Origin of the sequence: Nocardia sp. NBC_01499 (assembly GCF_045040275.1) — a bacterium.
Classification (GTDB): domain Bacteria; phylum Actinomycetota; class Actinomycetes; order Mycobacteriales; family Mycobacteriaceae; genus Nocardia.
On record NZ_CP109426.1, the window covers coordinates 4,390,479 to 4,416,043 of the forward strand.

20 protein-coding genes are annotated in these 25,565 nt (G+C 67.3%); 11 read left to right on the forward strand and 9 right to left on the reverse strand.

Annotation, left to right across the window (positions count from 1 at the left end; genetic code table 11):
- Positions 1–18: 18 nt before the first annotated feature.
- The 5 genes from OG203_RS20285 (at position 19) to OG203_RS20305 (ending at position 5,107) form a co-directional block, all read left to right on the forward strand.
- Entirely contained in the window at positions 19–1,578 is a 1,560-nt protein-coding gene (locus OG203_RS20285; protein ID WP_405167205.1) for a serine/threonine-protein kinase, read from the forward strand.
- A 26-nt stretch (positions 1,579–1,604) separates the two neighbouring features.
- Positions 1,605–2,792, forward strand: a complete 1,188-nt coding sequence (locus OG203_RS20290) for a hypothetical protein (RefSeq protein ID WP_405167206.1) — start codon at positions 1,605–1,607, stop codon at positions 2,790–2,792.
- Between the two features lie 77 nt (positions 2,793–2,869).
- A complete protein-coding gene (locus OG203_RS20295) occupies positions 2,870–4,057 on the forward strand; it encodes a hypothetical protein (protein WP_405167207.1) in 1,188 nt (395 codons plus the stop codon).
- Between the two features lie 391 nt (positions 4,058–4,448).
- Positions 4,449–4,766: a WXG100 family type VII secretion target gene (locus tag OG203_RS20300; RefSeq protein ID WP_405167208.1), complete on the forward strand. Its 318-nt coding sequence runs from the start codon at positions 4,449–4,451 to the stop codon at positions 4,764–4,766.
- A gap of 38 nt (positions 4,767–4,804) precedes the next feature.
- Entirely contained in the window at positions 4,805–5,107 is a 303-nt protein-coding gene (locus tag OG203_RS20305; protein ID WP_405167209.1) for a WXG100 family type VII secretion target, read from the forward strand.
- A gap of 108 nt (positions 5,108–5,215) precedes the next feature.
- Here the strand turns inward: OG203_RS20305 and OG203_RS20310 are convergent, their stop codons facing one another.
- A complete protein-coding gene (locus OG203_RS20310) occupies positions 5,216–6,670 on the reverse strand; it encodes a type VII secretion-associated protein (RefSeq protein WP_405167210.1) in 1,455 nt (484 codons plus the stop codon).
- Positions 6,670–10,701: a type VII secretion protein EccCa gene (gene eccCa / locus OG203_RS20315; protein ID WP_405167211.1), complete on the reverse strand. Its 4,032-nt coding sequence runs from the start codon at positions 10,699–10,701 to the stop codon at positions 6,670–6,672. The genes OG203_RS20310 and eccCa overlap by 1 nt, the downstream gene beginning before the upstream one ends.
- Before the next feature lie 248 nt (positions 10,702–10,949).
- Between eccCa and eccD the strand changes: the two genes are divergently transcribed.
- From eccD to OG203_RS20330, 3 genes are all read left to right on the forward strand, one after another.
- Positions 10,950–12,416, forward strand: a complete 1,467-nt coding sequence (eccD, locus tag OG203_RS20320) for a type VII secretion integral membrane protein EccD (RefSeq protein WP_405167212.1) — start codon at positions 10,950–10,952, stop codon at positions 12,414–12,416.
- Positions 12,413–13,828: a type VII secretion-associated serine protease mycosin gene (gene mycP, locus OG203_RS20325; RefSeq protein ID WP_405167213.1), complete on the forward strand. Its 1,416-nt coding sequence runs from the start codon at positions 12,413–12,415 to the stop codon at positions 13,826–13,828. Before eccD ends, mycP begins: the two co-directional genes overlap by 4 nt.
- A 124-nt stretch (positions 13,829–13,952) precedes the next feature.
- Positions 13,953–14,747, forward strand: a complete 795-nt coding sequence (locus tag OG203_RS20330; RefSeq protein ID WP_405167214.1) for a potassium channel family protein — start codon at positions 13,953–13,955, stop codon at positions 14,745–14,747.
- A 4-nt stretch (positions 14,748–14,751) separates the two neighbouring features.
- On the opposite strand, the gene eccB is transcribed toward OG203_RS20330, so the two are convergent.
- A complete protein-coding gene (gene eccB, locus OG203_RS20335) occupies positions 14,752–16,242 on the reverse strand; it encodes a type VII secretion protein EccB (protein WP_405167215.1) in 1,491 nt (496 codons plus the stop codon).
- A 112-nt stretch (positions 16,243–16,354) separates the two neighbouring features.
- Between eccB and eccE the strand changes: the two genes are divergently transcribed.
- Positions 16,355–18,004 carry a type VII secretion protein EccE gene (eccE, locus tag OG203_RS20340; protein ID WP_405167216.1) on the forward strand — a complete coding sequence of 550 codons (1,650 nt, stop codon included), beginning with the start codon at positions 16,355–16,357 and terminating at the stop codon, positions 18,002–18,004.
- A gap of 84 nt (positions 18,005–18,088) precedes the next feature.
- Here eccE and OG203_RS20345 read toward each other — a convergent pair whose 3' ends face one another.
- Positions 18,089–18,649: an NADPH-dependent FMN reductase gene (locus OG203_RS20345; RefSeq protein ID WP_405167217.1), complete on the reverse strand. Its 561-nt coding sequence runs from the start codon at positions 18,647–18,649 to the stop codon at positions 18,089–18,091.
- Positions 18,650–18,782: 133 nt separating this feature from the next.
- Here OG203_RS20345 and OG203_RS20350 point away from each other — a divergent pair, with 133 nt between their 5' ends.
- Entirely contained in the window at positions 18,783–19,754 is a 972-nt protein-coding gene (locus OG203_RS20350; protein WP_405167218.1) for a GAF domain-containing protein, read from the forward strand.
- 4 nt (positions 19,755–19,758) lie between these two features.
- Here OG203_RS20350 and OG203_RS20355 read toward each other — a convergent pair whose 3' ends face one another.
- Both OG203_RS20355 and OG203_RS20360 read right to left on the reverse strand, forming a co-directional pair.
- Positions 19,759–20,901 (reverse strand): NAD-dependent epimerase/dehydratase family protein, encoded by a 1,143-nt coding sequence (locus OG203_RS20355; protein WP_405167219.1) that lies wholly within the window; start codon positions 20,899–20,901, stop codon positions 19,759–19,761.
- A gap of 32 nt (positions 20,902–20,933) precedes the next feature.
- Positions 20,934–21,743 (reverse strand): S-methyl-5'-thioadenosine phosphorylase, encoded by an 810-nt coding sequence (locus OG203_RS20360; protein WP_405167220.1) that lies wholly within the window; start codon positions 21,741–21,743, stop codon positions 20,934–20,936.
- Positions 21,744–21,934: 191 nt separating this feature from the next.
- On the opposite strand from OG203_RS20360, the gene OG203_RS20365 reads away from it, so the two are divergent.
- On the forward strand, positions 21,935–22,258 hold the full coding sequence (locus tag OG203_RS20365) for a metal-sensitive transcriptional regulator (RefSeq protein ID WP_357386312.1): 324 nt from the start codon (positions 21,935–21,937) through the stop codon (positions 22,256–22,258).
- 87 nt (positions 22,259–22,345) lie between these two features.
- On the opposite strand, the gene OG203_RS20370 is transcribed toward OG203_RS20365, so the two are convergent.
- The 3 genes from OG203_RS20370 to OG203_RS20380 all read right to left on the reverse strand — a co-directional run bounded on the left by OG203_RS20370 (position 22,346) and on the right by OG203_RS20380 (position 25,539).
- Entirely contained in the window at positions 22,346–23,257 is a 912-nt protein-coding gene (locus OG203_RS20370; RefSeq protein ID WP_405167221.1) for a TAXI family TRAP transporter solute-binding subunit, read from the reverse strand.
- 175 nt (positions 23,258–23,432) lie between these two features.
- Positions 23,433–24,866, reverse strand: coding sequence for a sensor histidine kinase (locus OG203_RS20375; RefSeq protein WP_405167222.1), 1,434 nt, complete (start codon positions 24,864–24,866; stop codon positions 23,433–23,435).
- A 13-nt stretch (positions 24,867–24,879) separates the two neighbouring features.
- Positions 24,880–25,539 carry a response regulator transcription factor gene (locus tag OG203_RS20380; RefSeq protein WP_405167931.1) on the reverse strand — a complete coding sequence of 220 codons (660 nt, stop codon included), beginning with the start codon at positions 25,537–25,539 and terminating at the stop codon, positions 24,880–24,882.
- Positions 25,540–25,565: the final 26 nt, after the last annotated feature.

Sequence of the window (25,565 nt, forward strand, 5' to 3'; positions counted from 1 at the left end):
ACTAGGAGATTGTGGATCATGGCGATAAGCCCCGGCACCATCGTGGGCGGGTACCGCGTCCAGGGCGTGCTCGGCGCGGGCGGCATGGGCACGGTCTACCTGGCCAAACATCCCAGCCTGCCGCGCATGGACGCGTTGAAGGTGCTCAGCGGCGAACTCAGCAACGACCACGAGTTCCGCACCCGCTTCGAGCGCGAGGCCAACCTCGCCGCGGGCCTGGACCATCCGAACATCGTCTCGGTCTACAACCGAGGTGAAGAAGACGGTCAGCTGTGGATCGCCATGCAGTACGTCGACGGCACCGACGCCTCCGCCGAATTGGCCCGCGACAAGCGGGCGATGAATCCGCTACGCGCACTACGCATTACCACCGAAGTAGGCAAGGGCCTCGACTACGCGCACCGAAAAGGCTTGCTGCACCGCGACGTCAAGCCGGCCAACTTCCTGCTCTCCTCCACCGAGGGCGACGAAGAACGCGTGCTGCTAACGGATTTCGGCGTCGCGAAGTCCAACGACGACACCACCGAACTCACCCAGACCGGCAGCTTCGTCGCCACCATCGCCTACGCCCCGCCCGAGCAACTGGTCGGCGGGTACCTCGACCACCGGGCCGATATCTACAGCCTGGCCTGCGCCTTCTTCAAGCTGCTCACCGGCAGGAACCCTTATCCGGCAACGCAACCCGCGCTGGTCATGATGGGCCACCTGCACGAGCCACCGCCGCTGGCCACCGCGGTCGATCCAGGCCTGCCGCCGGCCATCGATCACGTCATCGCCAAAGCGATGGCGAAAGATCCCACCGAACGTTTCAACACCTGCCGCGAGTTCACCGACGCGGCCGCGAGTGCGCTATCCCCCGGCTATATCCCGGCACCGACGAACACCTCGACCACCTATCCCGTTCAGGCCTTCGATCCACGGCCGAATACCGATCCACGCGTTGTGTTTTCGGGGCCGCACCCGCTGGCGGCGGCGCCGAGCTCGCGCAGGCGATGGGTCATCGGAGCCGGCGCCGGTGTCGTCGTTGTCGCGCTGGCAGCGGGCCTCGGAATATGGGGGCTCGGCGGTACCGACAAACCGGGCACCGCCGTCGCCACCACCGCGGCCAGCGCTACGGTCGCCGCGAGTGCGTTGCCGTCGATCGAGCAGGCCCGCGCCACTAATCCGGCCTTCCGTGGCAAGACCATCACGGTGGTGGACGTGCAACATTCGGTCAACGCGAGCAAACCGGTCTCGATCTTCCTTGGCGGCACCGCACAGTCGAAGTTCCTCGAGGACCTGGGCTTTGTCTACAACTTCAGCTACGTGGCACAGGGCGGCGAACCATCGCCGCGGCCGATGAAATCGGCGGACTCGCTCGAGGTGGCATCCGACGGCTACGTCCTCGCGGTGCGCACCGACGAAGACGCCGGCGGCGGCGGGCTGCGCGGCCTGCCCTCCGAGGTCGCGGGTACCAGGGCCACCGTCATCCCGCTCGACGATCCCGAAGCCGTAGCCGCATTCCGCAATTGGACGCCGAACTCGGAGCAGACCCTCCTCGACAAGTTGGTCCCGCTGCTGCAGAAGCGCGTGAAGTAGTCCGCTCGTCGCTGAGGGAGGAAACGATGCGGAGACCGCGCAGAGCGCTGGCCGCCGGCCTGGCCGTCCTGGCTGCGGGCATAGCAGGATGCGGGTCGGACTCCCCGGCATCGCCGCCCGCCGTCGACATCAGCCAGCTCGACGTCGGCAGCTACGCGACCGCGCCACGCGAGATCGGCAAGCCTGGTTTCGACCGCGCGCGACTCAACGAAGGCCAGCGTCTCAGCAGCTTTGTCCCGCTGCCGATGGACATCGACCCTCGGTTCACCGCCCAGCCCTACTCCGAGACCAGCCCGGTGCTCGCGTTCATCGAAACCCTGTACCACCTCGACCTTTCCGCTGACGATTTCAAGGCGAACGCACCAGGCTTCATAGCCGGTTTTTATAGCCTGGCGTACACCGAAAACGATATTTTGATCGCCACCTCCCTCTCCAACACAGTGCTGCTTTTTCCCGATCAGCAATCCGCCACGTCGGCCGCCGCGACGCTCGCACAGGCCGTCGCGACACAGCGCGGCTTGAGCGAACCGGTCGGCATCGGCACGCACCGAGACGCTCTCGCGTTCTGGAAACCGGGGACACAGGAGCTGCACTCGTTCCAGGCCAGCGGACAGTATGTGATCTACACCGAGGTCAAGGACCAAGCCAAGATCACGGTCGACACCACCGATCTACCCGCCATGGTCTCGCTCGTCGAGAAGAGCCTCGATACGGTCGGCGCCCGGCTGCGCGAGTTCCATCCGACACCGCCGGACAAGCTGACCGATGTCCCGATGGACCACGACGGCATGCTCGGCCGCTCACTGCCGCGGCCGAACGAAGATGGTTTTCGCAACCCACCCGGCCTGTACGACCGCACGGGCGCGCTGAATCTGAGTAGCGATCCGGTACGGGACAAGAAACTGTTCGAGGAGGCCGGCGTCGACTGGTTGGCGTACAACGCCGGACACCTGTACCGCGCCGAGAATCCGAAAGGCGCACAGCTTATTCGAGACGGCCACAGCGCACCGAGCAAGCTGTATCGCCGGATCGGTCCGCCGAAGAATCTTCCCGATGCGCGCTGTCGCGAGTACCGCCCAAAGGATGTGTTGACCACCAGGTTTCACTGCATAGTTTCCTACGACCGATACACCGCGGAGGTGTGGTCGAATCAGCTGTTCGATGTGTATCAACGGATCTCGGCGCAGTACGCGATTCTCGCGAAGGCGAAGTGAGTCGCATGGTCGACCTCCGTATCCGGCACGCATCCGCTGCTCTCGTGCTATTCGTCATCGCCGGGTGCGGCGCACCGATGGCAGGGACACCGCGGCCCGGCGAGATAGACGTCCGCGCACTCGATGTCGGCCAATACTCCACGGAGCCACTCGACTCCTACGACGAATTTCAGCACTCGTTGCGCAGCGGGACCGCACTGGCCATATCGCGCCTGGCCAACCATGTGGTGACGGGCATCGATATCGACGCCAAGCTGCGCTACGGCACCGGCGTGCAGCAAATCACCACACCCGATGATGTCAAGAACGTCCTCGCGGAACAGAGTGTGCCGATCGCGGCCCGGAACAAGATACTGTTCGGATTCGCTTCCGGCAGTAGCGATTTCCGGCCTGAGCCAGCCGTGGCCGTGCCGCCGGACTCGACGCTCACCACCGTGGCCGTCATGCAATTTCCGGACGCCGAGTCCGCCGAACGAGCGGCGGCCGAATTCGAAGAGACCGATTTCGCTATTGCGCCGGACCAGAACGAGCGCGTGCAACTCACGAAATACCCGCTGGCGCATTCTCATTGGCGTCCAGGAACACCGACGATAGGTTCGGCCATCGCGCACGGAAGCTATGTGGTCACTACATTCATCGCCACATCCCAGCCTGTCCTCGCCGATCTGACCGACCTTGTCGAGAAGGTGTACACAGCACAGTTGCCGATGCTCGACACGCTCGCACCACTGTCGGCCGAACAGACCTTGCGATTGGACCTCGACCCCGAGGGCCTGATCCGCCGAGTCCTCAATCCGAGCAAGCTCGGTGTTCCCGATGTCGGCGGCCTCGCGGCATACGAACTGCAAGGATTTCTGCACTGGCAGACCGACCGCGCGGCGGCGAAGGATCTTTACGCGAACGGCGAACGTTTCGTCTTATCGGACGCCTACTCGCCGACAACGAACAGCTACACCAGGGGCATCGCGCAAAGCTTCGGCAAGGGGATCAGCAGGTTCCTCGACGGAGCCATCCTGATCCGAGCGCGGGATATCGACTCGGCCAAAGCGCTGTGGTCGACGATTCTCGACGCACCGGATACCAGCCAGGCACCGTCGAATGTGCCGGACAGCAAATGCGCCGAGATTCCGACAAAGATATACGTCAAGGACTGGGTTTGCGCCGTTCGCTATCGCAACTACGTCGGCTACGTCTGGGGCACTCAACTGCAGGACGCACAGCAGCGTGCGGCGGCTCAGTACGCTTTGCTCGCCAACAGCCAGTAGCGCACCGGCCCCGCCAACAGCACCGACCCTTTACTGCCGATATACCCGCAATCTGCTGTAGCGGGAGCCATAGTGGTTGGGTAAGGTATACGCAGCCAGCCCACTCGCCAATCAAGACACCAGCGAGCAGGGGGAAGGAGGGGAGCCGAGCGCTGGCAACGCAAGCATGCCAAGATGACTACGTCCGTGACCTGTTGAGCGGCCCATACGCGGCACCGACACCATGGATGAGCACGGCAAAGGACACTGGGGTCTGATCTCCGTAGGGGGAGATCCAAATTTTCTCGAGTCGGATGGAACCGATCAGACCTATCGAGCGTCCAATCAGATGTACAGGCCAACTGGGGGCTTCTGCCGTTGGCCGAGACGGGAAACCGAGAAGGAGCCGAAAATGGCAGGACAGCTTCAAGCGGACCACATCGTCATCGAGAAGTTCGCGCAAAACTGCAGTGATCGTCACATCGCGCTGCAGAACGCGATCACCGCGCTGAACACGCGGTCGGACGAGACCACCGCGACCTGGACAGGCCAGGCACGGGCGGCGTTCGACACGCTCATGGACAACTACTTTGCCCAGGCGCGGAAGCTGAACGACGCACTGGACCAGACCGCCGACAACCTCCGCAAGGCCGGCAAGTCCTTCGCGGCGCAGGACGAGCAGTTTGCCCAGCAGGTATCGCAGCAGGCCTCCAGCCTGACGCTTCCCTGATCGATCAGCCGAACCACCAGATACCAAAGGAGCTCCAGATGGCAGCCAACAATCCAGACACCATTTCCTCCAACTTCGGCTCGGTTGAGGCTGGCGCCCAGTCCATCGTGTCCGAAGCGAAGAACATCTCGAGCATGCTCGAGGACTTCCACAAGCAGGTCACCGACTTCGTGACCAACTACTGGAAGGGTGACGCCAACGACGCGTTCGCCCAGCTCCAGACGCAGTGGAACACCAGCGTCACCCAGCTGAACGCCACGCTGGAGACCGCTGGCCGGGCCGTCAGCACCGGCAACTCGGACCTGCAGAGCACCGACACCAGCCTCGCAGGCCTTTTCTGAGATCCTGTCTCGGCCAATTCGGGCCCCCGACGCGCACGTCGTCGGGGGCCCGAATTATGTGGGTCGAGGTTCTCTGTGCGCGTCAGTGATTGTGCTGCGCACCAGAATTCACTGAATCACGCGGACCGAACTACCGAAGTTCCCACACGTAGTCGATAAAGACTGCCAATCGTTATCGGTGTATTGACAGCCGATACTGACCTGAATTCCGTACTCCACCAGCACATGCCAGCGAACCGTTGAGCCGTCGCCGGGACGTTCGGTGTAGGCGAGAGTCGAGCGGCCACCGTAGACGACGTCCCGTTTCAGATCGGACATCACCCCGTCTTGGCGCTGGCTCATCTGGGTCTCGAGTTTCGCCGCAACCTGCTCATAGCTCGCGTCCGGAGCAACCGGGGTTTGCGTCACAGTGACACGTAGCCGGGCGCCGTCGTTCGGAGACAGATCTACCCGGGATTTACCGTTCGCGTCGGGGGCCGATGCGATATGCCAGCCATCCGGGGTCTGAAAGCGGATGCGGCCATACGTTTCCGGCCCCGCGGCAGTGGTGCTGGGCGCGGCGGCGGTGCTGCTCGGCGCCGCTCCCCTGCTCGGCGCCGAGGTGGCGGGCGCGGCGACCGGGGTGTCATCGGACCGGTTCAGGAGCACAACGCCACCGACGACAGCGGCGGCAACCACGACCACCGCGGCGATGGCGGCACCCACATACCCGAGACCGCCACGGCGGGGCTGCTGAGCGGCGGCGCGTTCGCGCAGCGGCTGCATCCACTCGGTCTGCGACAGCGCCGACGGCGACTCCGGCTGATGGAGCGGTTCGGTCTGGTGACCGCGAATGAGATCGGGCCCGGTGAGCGCCCGCAATCCGACACCAGGCCCGCACCGCTGCTGTACGGCCGCGCGGAGCAGGTCGAGTTTGCCCGCATCGGTGACACCGACGGATTGCGCGAGGTCGGCGGGCTGGCCGTCCAGCAGTCGATCGATCAGCGCGCACAGCTCGGTGTAGCCCCGCGATTCCGGCAGTATCTCGGCGAGCGCGAGAGTTGGCGCGTGCTCACAGGATTCGATGTGCACGCCCTGATGACTGCGAATGACCGAGGTCGCCGTGGTGGTCAGGGCGCCGAACTCCAGCACCAGCGTGCGCCGACTGTGGCTGGTGCCCTCGTCCGCCGCGACGGCCCGCACCGCCAACTCCTCGAACACGACATCCGAGGTGAAGCGACGAGCCGCCTGGTCGAGCACCGAGCGACGCGGCGCACCCCATTCGGTCGGGCAGATCAGGGTGATCCGCTCGCACGGCGCGACGACGCGCAGGTTCTCCAGCACGGCGGCGAACACCGCGATCAATCCGTCGATGACGGACGGGACGCGCGGCAGCAACGCGACCGCCTCGGCGGGCAGGTACTGCACCGCGGAACTCACCTGCGTCGGCGGCGTCAGCGACTCACCGACCACCAGATCGAACCCGTTGCTACCCAACACGATCGAGGGCGGCATGTCCCAGTGCGTCGTCGCGCCACGCGCCCACACGCGCGTCTCGGTGACCACCAGCTCGACGGTGGACATCAGGTTTGCGGCATCCAGGCCGTCTGAATCAGACCCTCGAAGTTTCGAGCGACATACGTGCCGCGCCCCGGAGGCATCAGGCTCGGCCGCGTCGTACCCATCAGCACACCCTCGTCACGGCTGCAACTCATGATCAGGCCAGCCGCGGTGAGGTCCTTCATCCTGGCCAGCGTGGCCTCGAACATGGCGCGACCCGCGCCACCCGAGCGCCGGGCGATGATCAGATGGAAGCCGAGGTCACGAGCGTGCGCCAGGTGTTCCAGCAAAGCCTGAACCGGGTTACCGCTAGACGTGGACACCAGGTCGTAGTCATCGATGATGACGTACAGCTCGGGCCCGCTCCACCAGGAGCGATCCTTCAGCTGCTGCGGCGTCACATCCGGGGCCGGTGACCGGTTGCTGACGTACGCCGCGAGATCGGCCATGTTCTGGGTGAACTGGGATGCGGTCGAGCCGTATCCGGCGAGGTAGCCCTCCGGCACTATCCCGAGCATGGAGCGCCGGTAGTCGCCCATGATGATCCGCGCCTGGTCCGGAGTGTTCGACGCGCAGATGCCGTCGACGATGGAGCGCAGCAGCGTCGTCTTTCCCGACTCCGTGTCGCCGATGACGATGAAGTGCGGGGTCACGGCGAAATCCAGGTAGGCCGGGGCCAACTCAGCTTCGTTGATACCGATGGGGAATCGCATGCACTTCGCCGACTGGTCGACCTGGGACGGCCAATTCCCAGCCAGGTAGAGCATCTGCTCGCGCGGCAGTTCCTCGGGCAGCATGCGCACCGGCGGCGCCGGGCGGCCCGGCGTCAAGCGGGCGATGGTCGCGACCGCGTCGCCGACGGCCTGGCCGATATCGGTCGGGTCCGAGCTGCCATCGATGCGCGGCAGGCCGGTCAGCATGTGCAGGCAGTCCGGCGTCATACCGCGACCCGGTCGGGCCTGCGGGACCATCGAGGCGAACTTGCGGCCGAGGTCGGAATCCATCGGATCACCGAGTCGCAGTTCGATTCTGGTGGCGATCTGATCCTTCAGCGCCGGCCGCGCCTCCCGCCACCCGGCCAGCGCGATGACGATGTGCACGCCATAGGACAGACCCTGCACGGCCAGGTTCATGATCGTCTGTTCGAGCAGCTCGAAGTCCTGGCGAATGGAGCCGAAGCCGTCGATCACCAGGAACACGTCACCGAACGGATCCTCGTGCGCACCGGTCGCGGCCGGGCTGCTCGACGGATCCATGGCGCGCAGGCGGCGGAACTCGGTCATCGATTCGATGCCGAGCTGCCGGAACCGCGCCTCACGCGTCCGCACGATGGTGGTCATCTCGGCGACGGTGCGCCGGACCTGGTCTCCGTCCAATCGGCTTGCGACAGAACCGACATGCGGCAGACCCTGCAGGCTCATCAGCGTGCCGCCACCGAAGTCGAGGCAGTAGAACTGCACCTGCTCGGCGGTGTGCGTCAGCGACATGGCCATGATCAGCGTGCGCAGCGCGGTCGACTTGCCGGACTGCGGGCCGCCGACGACGGCGACGTTGCCACGAGCACCGGACAGGTCGACGACCATCGGGTCACGCCGCTGGTCATAGGGCCGGTCGACGATGCCGATCGGCGCGCGCAGCGTGGCCACCGCGGCGTACTCGCCGGTGAGGATCGAGCGCGGGATGAGCTGGTCGAGCGTCGGTGCCTCATCCAGTGGCGGCAACCAGATCTCGTGCGCGGGACGGCCGTGGCCGTTGATCCGCGAGACCAGCATGTGCACGTTGGAGACCTGTTCGCCGTCGTCGCCCTGCTGCTCGGTCTCGTTGGACTCGGCGGGCAGCGGAACACGGTCGATCGCACGGAAATCCACGTGGGTGGCGGTGAACGGCCGCGCCTTGATATCGATATCGCCGGATTGGGTGGCGACGGTGATATCGCGCTGCGAACCGCCGCCGACGTACGCGCCGGAGACATAGGACGCCTGGAAACGGACGATCTCGCCGGAGTCCGACTTCAAGTAGCCGCCACCGGGGTTGTTCGGCAGGTTGTAGGCGTCGGGCACGCCGAGCACCTGACGGGATTCGTTGGCGGAGAAGGTCTTCAGGCCGATCCGGTAGGAAAGGTGGCTCTCCAGGCCCTTCAGCTTGCCCTCTTCGAGGCGCTGCGAGGCGAGCAGCAGGTGCACGTGCAGCGAGCGGCCGAGGCGGCCGATCATCACGAACAGTTCCGCGAAATCCGGGTGCTGGGTGAGCAGTTCGGAGAACTCGTCGAGCACCACGAACAGCGCGGGCAGCGGGTCGAGGTCGGCGCCCGCCGCGCGGGCCTTCTCGTATTCGGAGACGTTGGCGAAGTTGCCCGCGGCGCGCAGCACCTCCTGGCGGCGGTTCATCTCACCGGCCAGCGCGTCCTTCATCCGATCGACGAGGTCGGCTTCTTCCTCCAGGTTGGTGATGACGGCCGCGACATGCGGCACGCTGTCCAGCCCGAGGAATGTCGCGCCACCCTTGAAGTCGACGAGCACCAGGTTGAGCTGGTCCGGCGAGTGCGTGGCGAGCAGGCTGAGCACCAGCGTGCGCAGGAACTCCGACTTGCCGGAACCGGTCGCGCCGATGCACAGCCCGTGCGGGCCCATGCCGTTCTCGGCGGCTTCCTTGATATCGAGTTCGACCGGCAGGCCGTCGGCGCCGACGCCGAAGGCCACCCGCAGCCGCTCCCGGCCGTAGCGCGGGCGCCAGGCGTGTTCGGGATTGAACATGCCGATATCGCCGAGGCCCATCAGCTGACTCCAGGTCGAAATGACCTCGGAGTCATCGGTTTCCACGTCGCTGCTGCGCTGGGTCGCCGCGCGATACGGCGCGAGCCTGCGGGCCACCTGCTGCGCCTGCTGCGGGCTGATCCGGTCGATCAGCGCGAAACGCTCCTGGTTGCCGGTCGCGCCGCGGCCGACACACTCGCCGTTCTCCACGATCATCTTGATGCCGCGCGATACCGCCAACCGCGGTGCGTACCCGCACAGGTCGATGATGGTGACGCCCTCGTAGCCGGATTCGCGCAGCTGATCGTCCTCGGCCTCGAGTAGGCCGCCGTCGACGATGATGACGATGTGCACCATGTTCGCGTTGGCCGGCTGATTACGCGAGTAACGGACCCGGTTGCCGAGCAGCGGCTGCAACCCGGCCATGGCCTCCCTGATCGAGCCGTAGAACATGCGCTGGGTGCCGATGCCGTCCTGCGCGTCGGGGTGCTGGGTGTGCGGGAGCCACTTGGTCCACTCCCACTCGCGCGCGGTGTCCGGACCGCAGACCACCGCGAACAGCACCTGGTCCGGCGCCTGGAACATGCTGAGCTGCAACAGCATCGCGCGCGTCATATCCCTGGCCTCGACCCGATCGCCGTCGAGGGCGATGGTCGCGAAGCCCTTGACCGCGATCGCGGTCGGCAGGTCGGGCACGGTCGAGTGCGCGCGCACGAAACGGCGCAGCGAGACGGCCGCGATCGGCTCCAACTCTTCGACCGGTCCGGTCTCCGGCGCGACCAGACGGGTCGCCAGCCGCTGACCACCCACGCCGATGCGCGCGTGGCAGAAATCCTTGTCGCCGGCCCGGCGCTCCCACATCCGGCTGGTGCCAGCGAGCATCCAGATCAGGGTGGGTTCGGGGTGGCTCCATTCGACCGAGGCGCGCTGCTGGGTCGCCGTGTTGTCGACGTCGCGGCGCACCTGGTCCAGATAGCGCAGATAGTCCTTGCGGTCCTCGTTCGCCTCGGCGGCCTTCGCCCCCTTGCCGCCGCCCTGACCCGCGAACATGCCGACCATCGAGAACATCATCATGAGCGGGAACATCATGCTCATGGGGTTCGACCCGATGCCACCGCCCTGGGTGAACATCAGCGCCATCATGCCGACCATGCCGATGATCATCACGACCGGCATCAGCTTCATCAGCAGGCTGCCTGGAGTCACCCGAGGGATCTCGGGCGGCGGCTGCAGGGTGACCTCACCACCAGGCGAGCGCGGCATCTCCCTGCGCGCCCTGCGCTGGAACCGGACGGTACTCATTCCTGCACCTCGCTAGCGCTCGGTTCCGGAATGTGCACAGCACGCTGGCACATGATTCGGTCGCTACGCTCCCTCATGGTGCGAGAATCCCCCTCCTCGACTGCTGTGATTCCGGCTCAGTGTAGAGGCCGTGGCCGACATGTCGTACAGTTCGACCAGCATTCTGCTGCCCGAACCGTGGGTTCGCAAACTCGACGTCGGCTCTCGGGTTTGCGAAAATACGAGGTAGAAGACCAGTTGGGGGAAGCTTGACGCACGCGCGACTCGACCACATCGATGAAAACTCCTCGCACGGCATCGTCCGCGCACCGGATCTCGCCCGGGTGACCATCCTCGCCAAACACACCCAGGTGGATATGGCGATCCCGGTCGACGTGCCTGTCGCGCTGGTGATCCCGAGCGTCGTCGACATGGTCGCACAGCACAGCCGCACCAACGACTTCGACAACGAGGGCGAGCGCTTCGAGCCCGCCGAGTGGGTGCTCGCGCGGATCGGTCATCCGCCGTTCTCCAATTCGCTCAGCCTCGGCGAGCACGGTGTCCGTGACGGCGAGCTGCTCATGCTGGAGAGCGCCTCGCACACCGCGCCGACGCCGCTGTTCGACGACATCATGTACAACGTCGCGATCGCCGACACCGACCATTACCGCAGCTGGACCCCGAAGGTCGCGCGGATCACCGGTTCGGTGCTCGCCGCGCTCACCATGCTGGTCGGCTGTCTCGGCCTGCTGCTCGCTCCAGGCTCGCTGCCCTACTGGGTCAGCGGTTCGGTCGCGCTGGCCGTGACGATCCTGCTCGTGGTCGCGGCCATGGTGCTCAGCCGGATGTACGGCGACACCTCGACCGCGCTGGTGCTCGGCGGCTGCTCGCTACCGACCGCCTTCACCGCGGGCATGCTCTACGTGCCCGAGCACTACGGCTGGCCGCATATCCTGCTCGGCTCCGTATTGCTCGGTGCCACAGCCGTATTGGCGTGGCGGGTCAGCGGTGTCGGCCTCGCGCTGTTCATCGGCGCGACCACCCTCGCGGCCTACGCGGTACCCGCCGCGCTGGTCGGCCTGCTCACCGCGCAACCGGAACACGCGATCGGCGCGGGCGCCGCGGCACTCGGGCTCGCCGGTCTCGCCATGGGACCGCGCATCTCCATGCTGCTCGCCAAGCTGCCGCTGCCGCCGGTCCCCTCGCCGGGCACCCCGATCGACCCGACCGAGGACGACCCCGACGATCACCGCGCCCTGCCGACGATGGAGGCGCTGCGGGTGAAGTCCGAGCGCGCCCGCATGTACCTGGCCGGTCTGGTCGCCGCCACCACCCTGGTCACCGTCGTCGGCGCGCTGGCCGCCACCGACCCGATGGCCGACGACCAGTACTGGCAGGGCATCGCGCTGGCCCTGGTCTGCGCGGCGGTCCTGATGTTCCGCAGCCGCACCTACGCGGGCGCCGAACAAGCCGTCGTGCTCATCGCGGGCGGCGCCGGCATCGTGCTGATCATGTTGGTAGCGGCCGGTTTCGAGATGGACCAGCCGCTCGCGGTCTTCGGCATCGCGATGGTCATCCTGATCGCGGCCCTGATCCTCGGCATCATCATCCCGAACCAGTCGGCCACCCCGCCGATGCGCCGCGGCGTCGAACTACTCGAATACGCCTTCGTAGCCGCCGTCCTCCCCCTGGTCTTCTGGGTAGCCGGTCTCTACTCCCTCGTCCGCGGGCTGTGAACCGGATCCTGCGCACCGGCGCGGCGGCGGCGGTGCTCGCGATGAGTTTGTCGTTCGGGCTCGGCGCGAGTCAGGGTGTGGCATACGCCGATCGGCCGCCGCCGGTCGACCCTGGCGCGCTGCCACCCGGCGACCCGGCACGACCGCCGACCAAGACCGAACATCCGGCCAACACGCCATGCGCGTCCACCCAGCAGGGCGGCGACGGCCCCGCCACTCCGCTGCCGCAGCTCGCGCTCAACCTCAAACGCGCGTGGGACTTCTCCCGCGGCGAAGGTCAACTCGTCGCGGTCATCGATACGGGGGTCACCCGCCACCCTCGGCTGCCCGATTTGCAAGCAGGCGGTGACTACGTTGCCGACCCCGGCGACGGCGTCAGCGAGGACTGCGACGGACACGGGACGGTCGTCGCCGGCATCATCGGCGCGAAACCGGTAGCCGGACAAGGCTTTTCCGGTGTCGCACCCGAGGCTCGCATACTGTCGATCCGGCAAACCAGCAGGTTCTACGAAACCCCGGGTCGACAGGACAAGAGGCCGGAAGATCCGCCGGACGGCTACGGCGACATCAACGCGCTCGCCTCCGCCATTCGCCGGGCCGCCGATATGAATGCCTCGGTCATCAACATCTCACTGGTCCTGTGCGTACCAGGCAGCACCCAACCCGCCGACAACGCGGTCGGTGCCGCCGTGCGCTACGCGACCCTGGAGCGGAATTCCGTGGTCGTGGTTGCCGCGGGCAATACCGACAAGAACTGCAAGGCGGGCAACCCGGACGTCATCAATCCGCTCCATCCGAACAGTGACCCGTGGAAGAACGTGACGACCAACGTCACGCCCGCGCGTTTCGACGACTACGTCCTTACCGTCGGATCCATCAACAAGGACGGCGCACCGTCGAAGTTCACGGTGCCTGGCCCCTGGGTCGGCATCGCCGCGCCCGGAGAGGACATCGTCTCGCTCGACGCACGCAGCAGCGGCACCATCACCGGCATCTATGACCGAGACCAGAATGTCCCGCTCGAAGGCACCAGCTTTGCCGCACCCTACGTGTCCGGCATAGTCGCGCTGGTCCGTGCCCGTTTCCCGGAAATGAGCGCGGTCGACGTCATCAAGCGCGTCGAGGCCACCGCGCACGCCCCGGCCGAAGGCTGGAATCCGTACATCGGTTACGGCGCGATCGATCCGGTCGCGGCCCTCACCGCCGAAACGACGAAACCACTGCCGCCGAAACGCCCGACCGCGCCGAAGCAGGTACAACTAGCGGTACCCGCGCCGCCGACCCCGCCGGACAACCGAGCCCGCAATGTCGCCCTGATCGGCAGCGGCACCGTCGCGCTCTTGCTCACCCTCGGCCTGCTCGCGTCCTTCCCGATCCGGCGCAGATTCGGCATCACCGGCGACGACATGTAGCAGCGGGACCATACGGCTCGGCGACTCACGCGAGGTCACCGGATATCGGCTGAGCGCCAGGTAGCGTCTGCACGGCACACTGCGGTACACCGGGTGCCGGAGTCGATCAACGCAGGTATTTCCCATGGAGCAGCAAGAGCAAACGCCAAGCGCCACATCAGCTATCAAGCGGCCGAGCCGTCGACAGGCGTGGGAGCGGGCCACCGGGGTGCCGATGGTGGTGCTCGCGTTGTTGTTCCTCGGCGTCTACGCCTGGTTCGTGCTCGATACCGGCGCGTCGCCGCAGTTGGATGCGTGGCTCGGCCGGGTCGATGTGGTGATCTGGGGGCTTTTCGCGGTCGACTTTCTGATGCGCTTCGGATTGTCCACTCGCCGTTGGGATTTCCTGCGGACCCATCCGCTGGAACTGCTTATCGTGATCGTGCCGCCGTTTCGGCCGCTGCGGCTGGTGCGGGCGGCCGTGCTGGTGCTCGGCACCCTGAACCGGCACACGCTGACCCGCCGGACCCGGCTGTCGGTGTTCGTCGGCGCCAGCTCGGCACTGATCATGTTCCTGTGCAGCCTGGCCTTTTTCGACGCCGAGTACGGCGCGCCGGGCAGCAAGGTGTCGAACTTCGGTGACGCCCTGTGGTGGTCGGCCGTCTCGGTCACCACGGTCGGCTACGGCGATATCTACCCGGTCACCGTCGAAGGCAGGCTGATCTCGCTGGTGCTGATGACCGTCGGCATCGGCCTGATCTCCTTCGCCATCGGCACAACGACCAGCTGGGTGATCGATCAGCTGAAGACCGTCGAGGAGAGCGCCGATCGCACCGACCGGGAGATCAACGTGCTCGTCGACGAGATCCGCGCGTTGCGTGCCGAGGTGGCCGCACTACACGCGAACAACCCGAATTCCGTTGGCGCGGAAGGCCGTTAGTCGGCTACTTCGCGGCGGCGACCGGCTGCTTGGCTGGGTTCGGATCGGGTGCGACGCCGTCGTGAGCGACCATGGCTTCCTCGCGGCCCATGGTCGGTCCACCGGCGAGCAGACCAACGATCGGCCATGGCGCCGGTTCCGGTGTCACGCCACCTTCGACGTCCATCCCGAGCGCCTTCGCCGAATCATTGTTCTTGATGCCGTAGCGGACGCCGGTGTCGGCGACGTAGAACAGGCTGTCCTTGCGGCGGCTGTCCGGTTCGATGCCGGTGGTCTGGACGAACGCGCCCGAGCCCGGCTTGAAGTACACCGAGTCGACGTTGTCGCCCTTGCCGTCGGCCTGCGCGAGCGGAACCAGCTTGGCGTTGGCCGGCATCGGGAGGTCGGTCGCGTCGATCACCGAAAGGTTCGCGCGCACAACGACATCGGCGTTGCCCGCCGCCCCTGCGATCGGCTTCCACGACAAGCAGCTGACCGGACGAGCGGTGGACTGGACGATGGTCGGCGCGGTCACCGGGTAGGTGTCCACCTTCAATGCCTTGGACGGCGGCGGCAGGGTCACCTCGTTGTCGCTGACCGCCGTGCCGTGGTCGGGGTTGCGCTGCGAAACGCGGATGATCGCGGCGGTCAGCGGGTTGATCTGCTGCAATCCGTCACGCAGTAGGACGTAGTTCTGGTCTGCCTTGCCGGACCGCTGAACTACCGTGCCGATCTTCAGATTGCCGATCGAGTAGCCGTTGGGGATCCCGCCCGGATCGTCGATCTTCGGCGGCACGATCGGCGACACCTCGGGGATGGCGTTCAGCAGCCCCTCGCTGATGGGCCGCGGCGTCGCCCCGCGAATGTTCAACGGATCGGTGACGTACGGGTCGGTCATGTCGACCCGAGCCCGCGTGTTGTTCCACACCAGGTAGGTCGCGTCCTTGCCCTTCACCAGCAGCGCCTGGTCGTTCCCCATCGGCGAGGCCTTGTCGCTGAGATCGAGGTCGCCGATCAGCACCGACGTGGTGCGGTCGTCGCTGCCGTCGGTCTTCAGCGAATCGCAGACGGTCCAGCTGCGCCCCTTGCCCGCTTTATCGAAGATCAGCGAGCCGGGCGCGCCGGGGATGCCGATCAGCTGCCCGCGCGGCTTCTTGCCGAGCTCGGAGTCCTTGACGATGGTGGGTTTGGACGCGTCGCCAGCGGCGAGACGGGCCGAGGCGAGGTTGAGGGTGGGGTATACGACGTTGTCGATCTGCACATAGACGCCGCCGGATTCCTTCGCGATCAGGATCTTGTTGTCGCCGATCTTGTCCTGCGGGCGCAGCAGCGCGAGGACACCGCAACCGGCCAACACGACGACCGCCAAGACGAGCCCGGCCGCGAAGGCTCGCGATTGCGAGCGCATCGGGTCGTGCAGCATCCGCACGTCCCGGCGGACCAGGGCGTGCTCCATCCGGCGGACCAGAAAGCGGTAGCCGCTCACCTGCCATCGAGTGGTGGGTTTTGAAGGCATTATTCCTCCCCCGAACAGTGCTCACGTTCGCGCAACACAGTACAGTTCCCGAGGACTCTTGTTCAGCTCGGCCACTACTAATCGGCCGACACCGGGTACTTGGGGGACGACGATGGCGGAACCTGCCGGGGCGGGACCACGGCCGCTGCTTGGCCGAATCTCGCTGCAGAATCTGTTGATCGCGCAGGTCATCGGGTTTATCGCGGGCGTGGTGGCGTTGGTCGCCGGGCTACCGCCGCTGATCGCGCTCGGGGTCGGCATCGTCGTCGCGCTGATCCCGCTGATCCCGATCGCCAAGCGCACCGTGCTCGACTGGATCGCGACCTGGTGGCGCTACCTCACCAAGCGTGAGTACACGATCGGCCAGACCGTCGACTTCCGCGGCACCGACGGGCGTTCGCTCGGGCTGTATTGGGAGGGCAGCCGGGTGGTCACGGTCGTCGAGGTGCTTGCCCCGCCCGGCGGGCTGACCAGGATCGCCCGCAACACCGTGCACGCCTCGCACCTGCTTCCGCTGCCGGAACTGGCGAAATGCCTCAACCAGCACGACATCCTGCTCAGCGGCATCGACATCGTCAGCCACGGACACCGCAGCAGGTCGGGCACGCCCGCGGGCAAGATCTACGAATCGTTGCTCGGGCCGCTGCCCGCCACCGCGCATCGCACGGTGTGGTTGGCGATCAGTTTCGACGCGGTGGCCTGTCCGGAGGCGGCGGCCCGGCGCGGCGGCGGCGCGGAGGGCGCCTCGCGCGCGGTCACCATCGCGACCCAGCGCATCATGCGCGCGCTCGAGGACGCCGACTGCAACGCCCGCATCCTGACCGCACCGGAAATCCGCAAGGCGGTCCTGCAGATCACCAGCGGCTTCGATCCGCGCACCCTCGAACATCGTTGGCGCTTCGCCGAAATCGGCAACAGCGTGAACATCGGCATGGCCGTCGACCCGAAGCGACTCGGCTCGGATCTGCTCGCGCAACTGTGGGTGGCCCCGTCGCGCGGCACCACGGTCGCGGTGCGGCTGCGGCCGGGCAGCTCGGCGGAGTCGGTGAGCATCGGCGCCGCCTGGCGGCTCACCGCGCGCGAACTGCCCGAGCGCAGCAAACTCTCCGGCATGGTGTCGATGAACGGGCGACACCGTGACGGGCTGCTCGCGCACCTGCCGCTGGCCGTGCCCGGCGTCGACGCCACCGTCCCGATGAGCGAATACCCGATCGACGTGATCGACGCGCTGCACCTGCCGTCCTCGGGCTGCGGTCAGCTGATCGGCTCCGACGACGAGGGCAACGGCGTCGCGGTCCGCATCGTCGGCGCGGGCATCTCGACCGTCTACGTCGCCGGCGAGCTGTATCTCGCACAGCAATTGGTGTTCCGCGCGCTCGCGGTCGGCGAACGTGTCCTGATCCGCACCGATCGCGCGCACGCCTGGGAGAACCTGGTCACCACCATCGGCAATCCAGAGCGGCTCACCCTCGCGGTCGAAACCCACCAGTCCGACGCGGGTTTCACCGCGACCGTGGTCGACGGCGTCCTCGCCCCCGCCCCGCACGCCGGTGTCACCACGATCTACGTGACCGGCGACCCGATGGGCTGGCCGGCCACCCGCCCCGACCTCTCCATCCACCAGCCCTCGGCCATCGGCAACCACGTCATCCTGCGCACCGGCACCGCCCAGGTGGACCTCACCCTCGTCTCCATCCCCCGCGAGGCCACCTACATCGGTCACCCCCGCGGCCGCCGTGCACCGGTCGGCGCTGGCAGCTGACGTCGCGCACCAGCTGACCCGCCGCGCACGAATTCGCCGACGATTTCGTGCGCGGCGGCATAACCGGTGCGCGGCGAGTGGTGATCAGCCGGGGTAGGGGTCGGCTGCTCGGGCGGTGCGCAGAGTTGTTGCCCACCAGGACAACTGGCGGAGCATGCGGGCCGAGGCGTCGATGGCGGCGCCGTCCTTGGTTTCGCCCGCGGCGTCGAATTGGCGCTTGGCCTGGTGGAAGCTGACGGCTTCCCGGATCGAGACCATGTGGATCTCGGCTACCACCTGACGCAATTGCTCCACGGCCCGCAGCCCGCCGGAGAGTCCGCCGTAGGAGACGAAACCGATCGGCTTGGCACGCCATTCGTGTTTGGCGGTGTCGAAGGCGGTCTTCAGCGCGGCCGGGTAGCCGTGGTTGTACTCGGAGGTGATCGCGACGAAGGCGTCCGCGGCGGCAAGGCGGGCTCGGTAGGCCTCGACCTCGGGGGTGTCGGTGAGGTCGGTCGGCAGGCGGGTGTCGGCCAGATCTATTACGCCGGTATCGAATTCGGCGTGCGCGCTTAATGTGCGCAGGAACCAGTCGGCGACCACCGGAGCGAACCGCTCCGGACGCACGCTGGCCACGATGACCTCGAGCCGCAACGGAGTGTCCACCGCGTGAGCGTAACGGGCGTGGCCGGACTTGGTCCGTCAATAGACTGCGCATGGCACGATATGCACTGGCTATCAGCCTGACCGCGGCATAGTGTTCGACTCGGGAGGGGGATTTGTGATACTCGGGCGCTGGTTGCTCATCGAGACGCTCGGACATGTCGACACCTGGTCGCTGCTCGCGGTCGGTACGGCGCCGCGCGAGTGGAAGTCGTTCCAGCGCGCGGTATCCCCGCGATTACAGTCCCTCGTGGCCACGGCCTACACCACCGGCTCGAGCATCGATCAGCAACTGCCGCGGTCCCGGCACAACTGGTCCGGCCAGCGCATCCTGGTGGTGCCGCTGCACGGACCCGATGGCCGCGTGCATGCCGTCCGCCTGTGGGTTGGCACCGGCGATCCGCCGCCGCCGGTCGGCGTCGCCGCGTTCGGTGTCGACGCGCGCGCCCGGCGGATCGAGGCGCTCCCGCACGACCTCGGGCCGCATTTCGAGCACGACCGCATCGTCTGGATCGGCGCCGAATCCTTCGAAATGATCGAACGTTTCGACGGCGCACTCGATCTCGTCACCACACTGGCCAGATCCACACCCGGCGACCGGTGGCTCGACACGGCGACCGTGCGTGCGCGGACCGGCCCGCGCACGCTGCTGCTCGCCGCCCGCAACCCCGACGAGAACCGCTATCGCTGGCTCGGCCTTGCCGTCGATGTCACCGAAAGCGTTGCACCCCAGCGCAAATCGTTCGAGGCGGCAACCCTTGACCTGCTACGCGGCGCACAGCCGAACCTGTACCTCGCCATCGTCGACCTCGCCCAGGTGCGGCTGATCCGGTGGATCACCGAACCCGTTCCCGGGTTGCGCTGGGGTCGCGGCACCGATGAGCGCACCGTGCCGCACCCGGACGATCGGGAGCGAATCATCTTCGCCCGCAACGACCTCCGCTCCGGCACCGAGCGCGTGACGCTGACCAGGATGCGCCTGGCCACCGACAACGGTGACTGGCTCGTCGCCGACCTCGCGGCATCCCCGCTACCCGGCGGGACAACGGAGACACCCGAATTCGCCTTGATTCAGCTGGATATCACCGAGCGTCCGCGAGAACGGTGAGCCGTCAGCCCGCCGTCGCGGCCTCGGCACGAGCCTGCTCGGCCGTCGCCGGATCTGCCGTACCGTTCGCCTGGCCCGCCTCGGTCTTCGCCGGACCTATGTCGGCCTTCACCTGACCCACGTCGGTCTTCGCCGGAGTCACGTCAGCCTTCGCCGGAGTCACCGTGAACTCGGCAAGCCCCTGCCTCGGCGCCACCATCGCGGTGAAACCCAGTGTCCGCCTGGCACGTTCGGGGTCGGCGACGAAATGGCGCACGTCGCCGAGCCGATACTGCCCGGTGACAACGGGCGCGGGACCGCCGCACGCCTTGGCCATGATCGAGGCGACCTCCCACAGCGTGATCGGCCGCCCGGACGCGATATTCAGCGCGACGAAACCGGGCAGCGCCCGCTCGATCGCCGCGAGCACGGCCGAGGCGACATCGCGCACGTGCACGAAATCCCGGACCTGCCCGCCGTCCTCGAACACATGTGGCGCGCGTCCCTCGTCCAGCGCGGCACGCACCTGGCCGACCATCCCGGCGCGGGCGCCGTCGCCGTAGACCTGATGCAGCCGCAGCGCGGTCACCGCGCCGCCGACGTTCAATCCCCAAGCGAAGGCGTAGTTTTCCTGCGCCACCTTGCTCGCGCCGTAGCTCCCGCGCGGGCGCAGCGGCGCGTCCTCGCCCACCGGCTCCCAGGTCAGCACGTCCCCGGTGCGCGGAGCCCGGTGATCGAACAGGGCCCGATCCAGGTCAGCGCGCCTGCGCAGCCCAGGAAAGAACGGCCCGCCGCGCACGCTGCGATAGCGCCCTTCGCCGTACACCGCGATCGATGACGCGAGCACCAGGCGCCGCACCTTCGCCCGCTCCATGGCACCGAGTAGCGCCGCGGTACCGAGGTCGTTGTGTGCCGCGAAGTCGGCCGGACCGGTGCCCGCGGTGGCCGCCGCGAGATGCACGACGACGTCGATCCCCGCGAGCAGCGGCACCAGCGCGTCGGCGTCGCGCACGTCCACCCGCGAAACGCCGTCCGGCGGCTCCGCGTCCGGCCCGTGCACAGCGTCGAGCATCAGATCGATCGCGATTACCTCATGCCCTGCGGAAGACACGGCCTTGCACACGTGTGTTCCGAGGAAACCGGCCGCGCCGGTGACCAGCACTCTCATTCACCGCACCCTTGTTCGGCACCCCGCATGGGTCAGGGTAGCTCGAAGGGCAGCGACACCCCGGTATGAACGCGGCAGCGATCGCAGGTGTCGGTTTCGGTGACCGCGGCCACCGAGCGGCGGATCAGGTCCTTGAACGGCGGCAGGTTGCGCTTGAACTCGGCGAAGACGTCGACCGCGTGCACACCGTGGCCCTCCTCGAGTCCGGCGTCCAGGTCGGTCACCAAAGCGACTGCGGCATAGCACATCTCGAGTTCCCTGGCGAGGACGGCCTCGGGGTGTCCGGTCATGTTCACCAGGTCCCAGCCCTGTCCGGCGAACCAGCGGCTCTCGGCCCTGGTGGAGAACCTAGGCCCCTGCACGATGACCATCGTGCCCGCGCCCTTCATCGGCAGCGCCTCGTCGGCGGACTTGATCGTCGCGGTGCGCAACTCGTCGCAGTACGGGTCGGCGAAGGAGACGTGCACGCCACCGCCGTCGAAATAGGTCTGCGGACGGCCGGAGGTGCGGTCGACCAGCTGGTCCGGCACCGCCACTGTGCCAGGACCCCAGTCCGCGCGCAGGCTGCCGACCGCGCACGGCGCGAACACCCGGCGCACGCCGAGCGAACGCAGCGCCCACATGTTGGCCAGGTAGGGCAGCGTGTGCGGGGCGAATTCGTGATTCTTGCCGTGCCTCGGCAGGAAGGCGACCGGGCGGCCCGCCACCTCGCCGACCGCGATCGGCGCGCTCGGCGCCCCGTAGGGGGTTTCTACCTCGACGTTTGTCGCCTCGTTGTCGAAGAAATCGTAGAAGCCGCTGCCGCCGATGACGGCGAGCGCGGGCTTGGCATGCGAACTCATGCACTAATTCTCTCGTCTCGGCGCCTCCGCTGCTCGACGGGGATCGAAACTCCGAGCGCCCGGCGGCTCGACAGATCGCCCGCATGACCCGGCGGACCAGGCGCTGGCCTGACAAGTCAGCCGGTAAACTGTACCCTAGGGGGGTATTGATTCCGGTCCGCCCGCAGACCGGCGGCCAGCGAGGAGACACGGTGACCCCCACCCCACAGGACCACACCGCGCACGATCATGCCGCGCACGGCTACATCACCGCAAAGGACGACTACCTCAAGCGGCTGCGCCGCATCGAGGGACAGGCGCGCGGGCTGCAGCGCATGGTGGAGGAAGAGAAGTACTGCATCGACATCCTCACCCAGGTCTCCGCGATGACCAAGGCGCTGCAGGCGGTGGCGATGGGCCTGCTCGAGGACCACATCAGTCACTGCGTGGTCGATGCCGCGGTAGCGGGCGGGCCCGAGGCCGAGGCGAAGATCAAAGAGGCCACCGACGCCATCGCCCGGCTGGTTCGCTCCTGACATCGCCGCACACCCTTTGACATACGCACGCGTGTTAGTGCGGCGAGTCGGTGTGCGGGACGTCAAAGTGTGTGCGGCTGGTCGCTACTAGCCGTGCCAGCGGCGATAAACGTCGGCGGCACCGGGGTGCAGCGGGACCGGCGCGGTGCCGATGAGGGAACGACCGTCCAGGAACTGCGTGCCCGCCGCCTCGGTGGGCACCAGCGAATCGGCTTGATACACCAGCAGTTCCACGATCGATGCGGCGACGTCGTCGGGCATGGACGCGGCGGCGAGCAGGTAATTCGCCACACCGATGGTGTGCACGGCGACACCGCCGGGATAGGCGTCGGCGGGGACCTCCACCCGGTCGTACACCGGACCGAATCGCTCACGCATCGGCATCGCCAGCTCGCCCATGTCGACCAGGCGCATGCGTTGGGGGATCTCCAGCACGCTCGTCGGCACGCCGCCCGCCCAGAGCAGCGCGTCCGCCGCCCCGGATGTCAACTCCGCCATCGCTTCTCGCAACGGCCGATGCGAAACCTGCACGTCTGTCTCGGGATTCAGCCCGGCCACCCGAAGGATTCGGTCGCCGGTCAACGCCGCCCCTGACCCGTCCGCGCCCAGGCTCACCCGGGTACCACGCAGTGCGGCGACGCTCCCGATCGAGCTGTCCGACCGCACCACGAGCTGCAGGTAGTTCTCGTATACCCGGCCGAGCGCCAGCATCCGATCCGTGGTGTCCCCCACCGAATCCGACAGTGCTAGCGCGGCATCCACCTGTCCGCGCGCCAGCATCGTCAGATTCTCTTGCGATCCCGACGTGGTAATCCGCTCGATCCGTACGTCCCCCACCCGGGCCGCGGCGGCGGCCAGCAATCCCGCGAACGCGTAATAGAACCCGCCCACCTCACCCGAAGCCAGCCGCACGAGCGGCCCACCGCTACTCGGCCCGCATCCAGCGACACTCGCCGCTGCCACGCCGGTCAGTGCGAGAAATCCACGCCGTCCCATCATCACCGCGACACCCCGCATTCGCGCTCGGCCCCGGAAATTGCCCACGCCAATCGCAACCAGTTCCAGCGTTCGGTCATACGAACTTCGCAGCCGGCCACCTGATCTGCACGGCACGACCGCGCAGGTTGATCGCGGTCACGGCGAGGGTGCCGCACCAACCGATCCAGGCGCGTGATCATGCGGACTCCGCCGCAGGCAGCCTGACGTGCACAGCAAGGCCATGCGGGTGCGCCGACGCCACGGTGAGGGTGCCGCCGCGGGCCTGCGCGAGGGCGGCAGCGATAGGCAGGCCGAGTCCGGAGCCGCCGCTGACGGCCGTCGAGCCGCGGAAGAAGCGGGTGCTGAGCCGGTCGATCTCGTCGGCGGGAACACCGGTGCCGTCGTCGTGGACGGTGAGGGTGACCCAGCCGGGTTCGGCGGCGACGGTGAGTACGGTCTTGGCGCCGGTCCCCGCATAGCGGCATGAATTGCTCAGCGGCACATCGAGAATCTGCGCGAGCACGTCGGCGGAAATCGCGACGTCGGCATGTCCGATCGGTGGGCTGACATGCAGTTCCTGACCTGCGGCCGCATAGGCCGAGGACCACGCGTCGAAGCGGTCGGCGACCACCTGTACCGCGTCGCAATGGTGGTCGTCGACTTCCTCGAGGCCGACCGCATCGAATGCGGCGGGAGTTTCGGCGGAGGCGAGCGCGAGTAGACCGTCGAGCAGCGCGGTCAGCCGTTCGACCTCCGCACCGGCACTACGAAATGTGTTCGCCGCGTTGGCCGGTACCGCGTGCTCGAGTGAGTCGAGTCGAATCATCAAGGCGGCCAGCGGGTTCCGCATCGCATGCGCGGTGTCGGCGACGAGCTGGCGTTGCGCGTCCACCGAGTCGGCGACCGCAAGCGCCATCGTGTCGAAAGATTCCGCGACGGCGCGCATTTCGGGCGGACCGCCGTGATGCCTGGCGATCGACACGGGATGTGCCGCGGCGAGCGACTCGGCTCGCGGCTTCGGCAGCGTCGCGGTGAGATCGGCGACCGCGTGCGAGAGCGCCGCGAGCGGGCGCAGCACCCAGCGGCTCAAAGTCAGTGCGAGCAAGGTGAACAGCGCCATCGCGAACACGCCGCCGAGCACGATCAACGCCCAGGTCTGCGCGATATCGGCACGGGCACGCGCGGTCGACGCCTCGATCACCACTGCGCCGTTCACCTGCACACCGGTACCGACCGGGCGCGCGATGAGCATGGTCGGCGCACCCCACGGCGTCAGCTGGTTCTCCGCGTGCGGGCGCTGATTGCGCCGGGCCGCCGCCACGGCGGCGGCGATACCGGGATCTTCCATGTTCGCGCCACCATTGGCGGTCGTCGCGCCCTTGGCATCGACCACCAGCACGTTTTCGCCGTACAGCTCGTGATAGCGGCCGACCTCGTCGGACAGCGCGCGACTGTCGCCCGCGGTCGAGGCGGCCGCGGCGAGATTCGCGAACCGGTCGGCGTCGCCGGAGCGGGCGAGCACCAGCTGCTGGGTCCGGCTCGTCGCGACCGTCAGCGATAGCGGGACGGCGAAGGCCAGCACCGCGATCGCGGCGAACACGGTCAGCGCGATGAGTAGGCGGCGGCGCATGGCCTCCCCCTGGTCATTGCCCCCACCGATATCCGTAGCCGCGAATAGTCGTGATCAGCCCGGGCCGATTCAGCTTGGCGCGCAACCCCGTCATGTGCACGTCCAGCGATCGCGAGACCGCGACGAACGCGTCGCCCCAGATCCGGTCCATCAGCTGCTGGCGGCTCACCGCGGCGCCGGGCCGCTCCACCAGCGCCTGCACCAATTCGAATTCCTTCTGCGTCAACGTGATCGGCGCGCCGCCCACCTCGACCACGCGGGCCTGTAGGTCCACCCGCACATCCCCGGTGACCACCACCGCTTGCGTCGGTTGCGCCGCGGCCGCCGCGCGCCGGGTGACGGTCTCCAGCCTGGCCATCAGTTCCGCGATGCGCGGCGGCTTCACCAGGTAGTCGTCGGCGCCGCCACGCAGCCCGCGCACGATCGAACGTTCGTCGCTGCGCGCGGTCAGGATGAGCACCGGCACCTGACTCACCTCGCGCAGCTGCCGCAGGATCTGCAGCCCGTCGGCATCGGGCAGCCCGAGGTCGAGAATGACCGCGTCGTAGCCGCGGTGCGCCATCAGCAGATCCGCGCCGCGTCGTTTGCGCTCGGCCCGGTATCCCCGGGCGTTCAGCGCCTCTACCAGCGCATCGCCAACGCCGTCGTCGTCTTCGACCACCGCAAGCCGCACGCGCCGATCGTCCCATAGCGGGTGGA

What these genes read in the sequence shown, in the direction of transcription:
- OG203_RS20285 (WP_405167205.1), top strand. Translation starts at nt 19, where the DNA reads ATGGCGATAAGCCCCGGCACCATCGTGGGCGGGTACCGCGTCCAGGGC.
- OG203_RS20290 (WP_405167206.1), top strand. Translation starts at nt 1,605, where the DNA reads ATGCGGAGACCGCGCAGAGCGCTGGCCGCCGGCCTGGCCGTCCTGGCT.
- OG203_RS20295 (WP_405167207.1), top strand. Translation starts at nt 2,870, where the DNA reads ATGGCAGGGACACCGCGGCCCGGCGAGATAGACGTCCGCGCACTCGAT.
- OG203_RS20300 (WP_405167208.1), top strand. Translation starts at nt 4,449, where the DNA reads ATGGCAGGACAGCTTCAAGCGGACCACATCGTCATCGAGAAGTTCGCG.
- OG203_RS20305 (WP_405167209.1), top strand. Translation starts at nt 4,805, where the DNA reads ATGGCAGCCAACAATCCAGACACCATTTCCTCCAACTTCGGCTCGGTT.
- OG203_RS20310 (WP_405167210.1), bottom strand. Translation starts at nt 6,670, where the DNA reads ATGTCCACCGTCGAGCTGGTGGTCACCGAGACGCGCGTGTGGGCGCGT.
- eccCa (WP_405167211.1), bottom strand. Translation starts at nt 10,701, where the DNA reads ATGAGTACCGTCCGGTTCCAGCGCAGGGCGCGCAGGGAGATGCCGCGC.
- OG203_RS20330 (WP_405167214.1), top strand. Translation starts at nt 13,953, where the DNA reads ATGGAGCAGCAAGAGCAAACGCCAAGCGCCACATCAGCTATCAAGCGG.
- eccB (WP_405167215.1), bottom strand. Translation starts at nt 16,242, where the DNA reads ATGCCTTCAAAACCCACCACTCGATGGCAGGTGAGCGGCTACCGCTTT.
- eccE (WP_405167216.1), top strand. Translation starts at nt 16,355, where the DNA reads ATGGCGGAACCTGCCGGGGCGGGACCACGGCCGCTGCTTGGCCGAATC.
- OG203_RS20355 (WP_405167219.1), bottom strand. Translation starts at nt 20,901, where the DNA reads ATGAGAGTGCTGGTCACCGGCGCGGCCGGTTTCCTCGGAACACACGTG.
- OG203_RS20360 (WP_405167220.1), bottom strand. Translation starts at nt 21,743, where the DNA reads ATGAGTTCGCATGCCAAGCCCGCGCTCGCCGTCATCGGCGGCAGCGGC.
- OG203_RS20370 (WP_405167221.1), bottom strand. Translation starts at nt 23,257, where the DNA reads ATGATGGGACGGCGTGGATTTCTCGCACTGACCGGCGTGGCAGCGGCG.
- OG203_RS20375 (WP_405167222.1), bottom strand. Translation starts at nt 24,866, where the DNA reads ATGCGCCGCCGCCTACTCATCGCGCTGACCGTGTTCGCCGCGATCGCG.